The 6957-nt window shown below is 63.5% G+C and carries 7 protein-coding genes and 1 pseudogene; 3 read left to right on the plus strand and 5 right to left on the minus strand.

The window, feature by feature from the left end; translation table 11 throughout:
• Positions 1–3: 3 nt before the first annotated feature.
• The 3 genes from ACIQ36_RS00485 to parA all read right to left on the minus strand — a co-directional run bounded on the left by ACIQ36_RS00485 (position 4) and on the right by parA (position 1268).
• A complete protein-coding gene (locus ACIQ36_RS00485) occupies positions 4–324 on the minus strand; it encodes a type II toxin-antitoxin system YafQ family toxin (RefSeq protein ID WP_395824190.1) in 321 nt (106 codons plus the stop codon).
• Positions 293–574 (minus strand): type II toxin-antitoxin system RelB/DinJ family antitoxin, encoded by a 282-nt coding sequence (locus tag ACIQ36_RS00490; RefSeq protein ID WP_395824193.1) that lies wholly within the window; start codon positions 572–574, stop codon positions 293–295. Before ACIQ36_RS00490 ends, ACIQ36_RS00485 begins: the two co-directional genes overlap by 32 nt.
• A 61-nt stretch (positions 575–635) precedes the next feature.
• Positions 636–1268, minus strand: a complete 633-nt coding sequence (gene parA / locus ACIQ36_RS00495; protein ID WP_395824196.1) for a ParA family partition ATPase — start codon at positions 1266–1268, stop codon at positions 636–638.
• A gap of 122 nt (positions 1269–1390) precedes the next feature.
• Here parA and ACIQ36_RS00500 point away from each other — a divergent pair, with 122 nt between their 5' ends.
• From ACIQ36_RS00500 to ACIQ36_RS00510, 3 genes are read left to right on the plus strand one after another with little or no spacing between them, the layout of a single operon-like run.
• Complete coding sequence (locus ACIQ36_RS00500) at positions 1391–2359, plus strand: L-threonylcarbamoyladenylate synthase (RefSeq protein ID WP_395824199.1); 969 nt, start codon at positions 1391–1393, stop codon at positions 2357–2359.
• Positions 2360–2367: 8 nt separating this feature from the next.
• The gene (locus ACIQ36_RS00505) at positions 2368–3780 is read left to right on the plus strand and encodes an FAD-binding oxidoreductase (protein WP_395824202.1); all 1413 of its coding nucleotides are present in this window, start codon (positions 2368–2370) and stop codon (positions 3778–3780) included.
• The gene (locus ACIQ36_RS00510) at positions 3777–5537 is read left to right on the plus strand and encodes an acyl-CoA dehydrogenase (protein ID WP_395824205.1); all 1761 of its coding nucleotides are present in this window, start codon (positions 3777–3779) and stop codon (positions 5535–5537) included. Before ACIQ36_RS00505 ends, ACIQ36_RS00510 begins: the two co-directional genes overlap by 4 nt.
• A gap of 78 nt (positions 5538–5615) precedes the next feature.
• Here the strand turns inward: ACIQ36_RS00510 and ACIQ36_RS00515 are convergent, their stop codons facing one another.
• Together ACIQ36_RS00515 and ACIQ36_RS00520 are read right to left on the minus strand one after the other, a co-directional pair.
• Positions 5616–5798: a type II toxin-antitoxin system VapB family antitoxin gene (locus tag ACIQ36_RS00515; RefSeq protein ID WP_395824208.1), complete on the minus strand. Its 183-nt coding sequence runs from the start codon at positions 5796–5798 to the stop codon at positions 5616–5618.
• A gap of 70 nt (positions 5799–5868) precedes the next feature.
• Positions 5869–6929 (minus strand): annotated as a pseudogene (locus tag ACIQ36_RS00520) (di-heme oxidoredictase family protein).
• Positions 6930–6957 lie beyond the last annotated feature (28 nt).

Raw genomic sequence — 6957 nt, forward strand, 5'->3', positions numbered from 1 at the left:
GGCTTACTCGAATAAATCGGCATGGGTTCCTGCTCGCACAAAAACGATGCTATCGCCATCGACTTGATACAGCAGCAAAAAATCGCCACCGATATGACATTCCCGATAGTCCGCCCACTCGCCCTTCAGCGGATGATCGAGCCATTCCGGGCCTAAAGGTGCGTCATCCGCAATCAACATCAGCATGACCGCTTTAAGCTGCGGCATGTCGTAACGCCCCGAGCGCGAGAGGCGCAGCCAATCCTTAACAAAGCTTTTGGCGTAATCGACCGTGCGCGGCAGCGAAGCCTGCTTACTCTTTGCGGGCTTCTTGATCGAGGGCATCAAAGACATCCTGAGCCTTGATAAAACGTGCCCGACGGGCTCGCAAGATTGCCCGCGACTCGGTCATTGCCGCGCGCGTTTCGGCGTTCGGCACCGTTAGATCGAAGGGTAGCGCCTTATCCTTGGCTATGCGGGTCAAGGTGATGCGGACGATATCGGAAACCGTCAGCCCCATTTCCGCTAAAACGGCAGCGGCCTCGTCCTTCAGACCTTCATCAATACGCGCGCGCACGAAAGCATTAGAAGCCATAACTACCTCCCTTCTAATACGCTCTTTGTAGCTCAAATGAGCTACAAATTCAAAGCGCCCTTCAAGCTTTCGTTGGGTAGACCGACCCCGCCAAGGCCGCAATTTCCTGCGCCGCCACACCAGACGGTTCAAACTCGGAAATCCCCAAGCCCGCTGCGAGGGACGCCGCCAGCGCGGTGCGATTGCCGATGCGAAAGGCCGACAGAGGCAAACCTTGCCGCTCGGCTTCGTCGGCCACCTCCTGCGCCGCCTTGCCGCGCGGTGGTACCCGGTTGAGGACCAGTTGGGCCGGGCGCTTTTCCTCGGCGGCGAGATCGAGGGTGGCTTTCGTTGCCCACAAATCGAGCACGCTCGGTTGCAGCGGAATCAAGACCTGATGGGCGGCGCGCACAGCAATACGGGCTTCCGTGGCCGCGTGCGGCGGGCTATCGATCAACACAATGTCATAGGTTTTGGCGAGACGCTCCACCTCCCCCGCCGTGCGCCAGCCGGTGACGGGCAGCACGAAGGGCGCAGGCCGCCCTTGCTTCTCGGCGCGGAGCTTCGCCCACTGCGTCACCGAGCCTTGCGGATCGATATCGGCGACGGCGACGCTGAGACCTTGCGCGCTCCAGAAGGTAGCGAGATGGACGATGAGGGTGGTTTTTCCCGCGCCGCCTTTTTGCTGAGCAATGGTGATAATTTTAGCCGTCATACGGATATGATGACGCTCTCCGGCGCGGGCTGGCAAGGGCTGCGTGCGGTGCAAGCGCGCAAGCGCAAGAAAACCCATCGCATCGCTTGACCCACGGGGGCTAGAACGGCACGGTTGCCGCCATGCCCATTCTGTCCGCCACCGCTGCCACCATCGCCGAAGCCGCGCGCCACCTCCGTTCTGGGGGGTTGGTCGCCTTTCCGACCGAGACCGTCTACGGGCTGGGGGCCGATGCGACCCAGGATAAGGCTGTGGCTGCGATTTACGAGCTGAAAAGCCGCCCCAGTTTCAACCCGCTCATAGCCCATGTCGCGGATTTGGAAACGGCGGAGCGCTATGCGATCTTCGATACCCGCGCCCGCTACCTCGCCCGCCGCCTGTGGCCCGGTGCGCTGACCCTGGTTTTGCCGCGCAACCCGAAAGCGCCGATTTCGGATCTCGTGACGGCGGGCCTGCCGACCCTGGCGATCCGGGTGCCCGACCATCCCGTCGCCTTGCAGCTTTTGCAGGCGCTGGGCCGCCCGGTCGCCGCCCCCTCCGCCAACCGCTCCGGCAAAGTCAGCCCGACCACTGCGGCCCATGTGGAGGAAGAATTCGGCGCGCGCCTTGCTATGATTCTCGACGGCGGGGCGACGCGCGTGGGGCTCGAATCGACCGTGCTTGATCTTACCAGCGACCGCCCCGTGCTGCTGCGCCCCGGCGGCGTGACGCGTGAGACGCTGGAAGCCTCGCTGGGGGAAATCGATGTCGCTGCCGAGGGCCAACCCGACGGCCCGAAAAGCCCCGGCATGCTGCTGAGCCATTACGCCCCCCGCCTGCCCGTTCGCCTGACCTGCGACGATCCACAGCCCGGCGAAGCGCTCCTAGCCTTCGGCCCGGATGTGCCGGAAGGGTTTGCCCTGGTCGAAAACCTGTCCCCCAGTGGAAACCCCGTGGAAGCCGCGACCAATCTGTTCGCCGCCCTGCGCCGCTTGGATCAGCCGGAGTTGACAGGCATCGCCGTGATGCCAATTCCCTCGCAGGGCCTCGGCCTTGCCCTTCAAGACCGGCTGCGCCGCGCCGCCAGCCCTCGCTCATCTTCTGGAGTTTGAGACCGATCATGCCGACCGAGGCCGTTCTTTCCCGCCTGCACGAAATCCTCGGCCCGAAGGGCGTGATCGTCGATCCCGCCCTGTTGGAACCGCATCTGGTGGAGTGGCGCGGCCTCTATCGCGGCACCGCCCGCGTGGTCGTCAAACCGGCCAATACCGAAGAAGTCGCCGCCGTGGTGAAGCTTTGTGCCGAAACCCGCACGCCTATCGTGCCGCAAGGGGGCAATACCGGCCTCGTTGGCGGGGCGGTTGCCGATGAGAAGGCGATTATCCTGTCGCTCGCCCGGATGAACAAAGTCCGTGCACTCGATAAATCGGCCTATACGCTCACCGTGGAAGCGGGCGTGGTGCTAGCCGATGTGCAGAAAGCGGCAGAAGAGGCCGACCGGCTGTTTCCCCTAAGCCTTGCGGCCGAAGGCTCCTGCCAGATCGGCGGCAATCTCTCCACCAATGCCGGCGGGACCGCCGTTTTGCGCTACGGCAATAGCCGCGATTTGGTGCTGGGGCTGGAAGTGGTGCTGCCAAACGGCGAAATCATCCACGGGCTGCACGGTTTGCGCAAAGACAATACCGGCTATGACCTGCGACACCTGTTCTTAGGCGCGGAAGGCACGCTGGGGATCATCACGGCGGCAGTGCTGAAGCTGTTCCCGCGCCCGCGCGATATTGCCACCGCCTTCGTTGCCGTCGAGAACCCGCAAGCCGCTATCGATACGCTGGCGCTGTTGCGCGAAAGCTCCGGCGATACGGTGACGATGTTCGAGTTGATGAGCCGTTTTTCCATCGAAACCGTGCTTCGCCACGTTCCTGGCACTGCCGACCCGGTGGAAACCTTGAGCGCCTGGTACGCGCTGATCGAGCTTTCCTCCCCGCGCGCCGGGGGCGATTTGCAGTCGGCGCTGGAAGAAGGCTTAGGCGCTGCGATGGAGAACGGCTGGGTGACGGACGCCGCCATTGCCCAGAACGACAGCCAGCGCGCCGCCTTCCGCCGCATCCGCGAGGAAATTTCGGACGCGCAAAAGCACGAGGGCGGCAGCATCAAACACGATATTTCCGTGCCCCTTGCCGCCATTCCGGCCTTTCTGGAGCGGGCCGACGCCGCCATCGAAAAACTGATCCCCGGAACCCGCCCTTGCAGTTTTGGGCATGCCGGAGACGGAAACTTACACTATAATCTTTCCCAGCCGGTCGGGGCCGACCGGGAGGCCTATTTGCAGCAGTGGGAGGCGGCGAACCGGGTTGTGCATGATATCGTCCAGGACTTGGGCGGATCGTTCAGCGCCGAACATGGGATCGGCACGCTGAAGGTGCACGAGCTTGAACATTATAAATCGCCCGCCGCTCTTGAGGCGATGCGCCAAATCAAACGGGCCTTAGACCCGTATGCAATCATGAATCCAGGGAAGGTAATCGCGTCATGACGTATCAGGCACCGCTCGACGATATTCGCTTCACGCTGCACCGGGTTGTCGGGGTGGCCGATGTTCTCCCCGACGGCATTGATTCGACCGATGTCGATGCCATTCTGGAAGAAGCGGGTAAATTCGCAGGCTCGGTGATCGCCCCGCTCAATTGGGGTGGCGACCAGCATGGCGCGGTGCTTGAAAATGGCGTGGTGCGGACGGCCCCCGGCTTCCGCGACGCCTATCATGCTTTCGTCGAAGGCGGCTGGAACTCGGTCGGCGGCGATCCCGAATTCGGCGGTCAGGGGCTACCGATTGCGATTTCGGCGGCGCTCTCGGAACTGTGGAATAGCGCGAGCATGGCTTTCGCCCTCTGCCCGCTGCTGAACCTCGGCGCGATTGAATGCCTGGAACGCCACGGCTCGGACGCGCAAAAGCAAAAATACCTCGCCAAGATGATCGAAGGCACCTGGACCGGCACGATGAACCTGACCGAACCGCAAGCGGGGTCAGACCTCGCGGCGGTGCGCACGAAGGCCGTGCCGGTCGGGGATGGTACCTACCGGATTTCCGGCCAGAAGATTTTCATCACCTATGGCGACCATGATTATACCGATAACATCATCCATCTGGTCCTCGCCCGCCTGCCCGATGCGCCGCCGGGCGTGAAAGGGATCAGCCTGTTCGTCGTGCCGAAACTGATGGTTCACGACGACGGCTCTTTGGGCGACAAGAATGATCTGCGCTGCGTGAGCCTGGAGCATAAGCTCGGCATCCACGCCTCCCCCACCGCCGTCATGGCCTATGGCGACGGCGAGGGCGCGCTGGGTGAACTGATCGGCGAGGCCAATCGCGGCCTCGAATATATGTTCGTGATGATGAACAATGCCCGGCTCAATGTCGGCGTGCAGGGCATCGGTATTGCTGAACGCGCCTATCAGCACGCGGTTGCCTATGCGCGCTCGCGCACCCAAGGGAAACCGCTGCCGGGCAGCCCGAGCCAAACGATCATTGCCCACCCGGACGTGCGCCGGATGCTCGTGCTCTCGAAAGTGAAAATTGAAGCCGCCCGTGCCCTGGCGCTCGAAGCCGCCGCCGTGCTCGACCGCGCCCATAAGGGCATCGCGGGCGCGCAAGCGCGTGGCGATTTGCTCATTCCCATCGTCAAATCCTGGTCCACCGACCTCGGCGTTTCCGTCGCCTCCACTGGCGTGCAGATTCATGGCGGCATGGGCTTTATCGAGGAAACCGGCGCGGCCCAACATTTGCGCGACGCCCGCATCGCCCCGATCTACGAAGGCACCAACGGCATCCAAGCCGCCGATCTCGTCGGTCGCAAGCTGCTGCGCGACGGCGGGGCCGCAATGACCGCCCTGATTGCCGATGTCAGCGCCACCCTGGGCCAGCTAGCCCAGCAGCCGGGCGATGATCTCGCCGTCGTGGCGCAAAACCTCAGCATCGGCCAATCCGCCTTACGCGAGGCGACCGACTGGCTGCTGCTCGCCGCCAAGGAAGACATGCGCCTGCCGTTTGCCGCCTCAAGCGCCTATCTCGACCTCGCCGGGATCGTCGCCGGCGGCTGGATGCTCGCCCGCTCGGCCCTCGTCGCCCAGGCCGACCTTACCCAAGGCGGCGGCCACGCGGCGTTCCTCGAAGCCAAAATCATCGGTGCCCGCATTTTCGCGGAACATGAGTTAGTGCGGGCGACTGGCCTGCTGGAAAGCATCCGCGCGGGCTCAAAGAGCTTGCTTCAGTATGATGAGGCGCTGCTTTAGAGACTGTTTAACGGGGGCGCTGCCCCCGTTTCCCCCGCCCAAGGGGCTTGCCCCTTGGGTATCCCGTTTTCCGGAAGACTACCGGCGCGGCGCTCCCTCGGCCCCCGGATCGCTGCCGCCCAGAAGAATCAACCGCCGCGCGCCTTCCCGCTCGATCAGCGCCTTGAGTGCTTCACGAACGATAGCGGCGGTTTCCCGGATGCCCGTCAAGCTTTGGGCTTGCTCTAGCAGATCATCGTCGAGGGTCAGGGTCGCGCGCATAATTGGCTCCTATCGGAGTACAATTCATAGCATCGTTTGATGACGATACCTATGCCGCCATGCGCTCCCCTCACAGCGACCGCAGAAACGCCACTAGTGCCGCCCGGTCCGCTGCCGGAGCATTCCGAAAGGCTTCTTTCGCCCCCTCCGCCTCGCCGCCGTGCCAGAGGATTGCCTCGGCGGGACCGCGCGCCCGGCCATCGTGGAGAAGATGCTCGTGCTGATTAGCCATCGGGATCATCCCCAGGCCCCAGAGCGGCGGGGTGCGCCATTCGGTTGGTCCGGCCTGATGGTCGGAGCGGCCATCGGCGAGACCCGGCCCCATATCGTGCAAGAGGAGATCGGTGAGCGGGTGAATGGTTTGGTTGCGCAGTTCCGGCAACGGATGATCGCCGGTTTTCAGGCTTTTCACATGGCAGGCCGAACAGCCGAACTGGGTGAACAGTGTTTCGCCCTGCTTCAATTCCGGCGTGTCCCACTCCCGGCGGCGCGGCACGGCCAAGGTTTGGGTGTAGACTGTGAGCTTTTCAAGAAATTCGTCGCTCACCTCCGGTGTGCCGCCCGTGGGGGCAGCGCGGCAGGCTTTTTGCGCGAGCGGGCAATTCTGCGTCGGAAACAGCGAGGTGGTGAGACCAATATCGCCATTCGCCGCCCCGAGACGATGCCCGCCTGCTTCTGGCTTTCGGCGAGCGCGAGAATATCGGCCTCCGGCACCGCTTCTAGCAGCCCGAGGCCGATGACGGCGGGGGCAACGCGCAAGGAAGTTAGCAGGTCTTTCCCCAGCGCCCCATAGGCGGGTTGATCGATTTTGAGGGTGGGCTTGCGCAGCGTATAAGCCGTGCCGTCGCCATAGCCCCCCGGCACATCCTGCCACGTCACCCGCACGCGGGCTTCCGCCGCAACGCCGGAAATCGCCCGATCGTTGAGCTGATCGCCATAGGCTGGATGCGGCGTTGCGGTTTTGCTGGCGGCGTCCCAAACCGAAATCCGCACCAGGGCCGATTGCAGCGGCTCGGTGTCACTATCCGGCACCTGACCGCGCCCGTCGCGCAGATGGCAGGCCGAGCAGGAGACCCGGTTGAAGGTGGGGCCGAGCCCGTCGAACGTCACCGTCGAGGAGGGTGCAGCCACCCAATTGGTGTTGAACAGCCGATTGCCG

Origin of the sequence: Elstera sp., assembly GCF_044372965.1 — a bacterium.
Classification (GTDB): Bacteria; Pseudomonadota; Alphaproteobacteria; order Elsterales; family Elsteraceae; genus Elstera.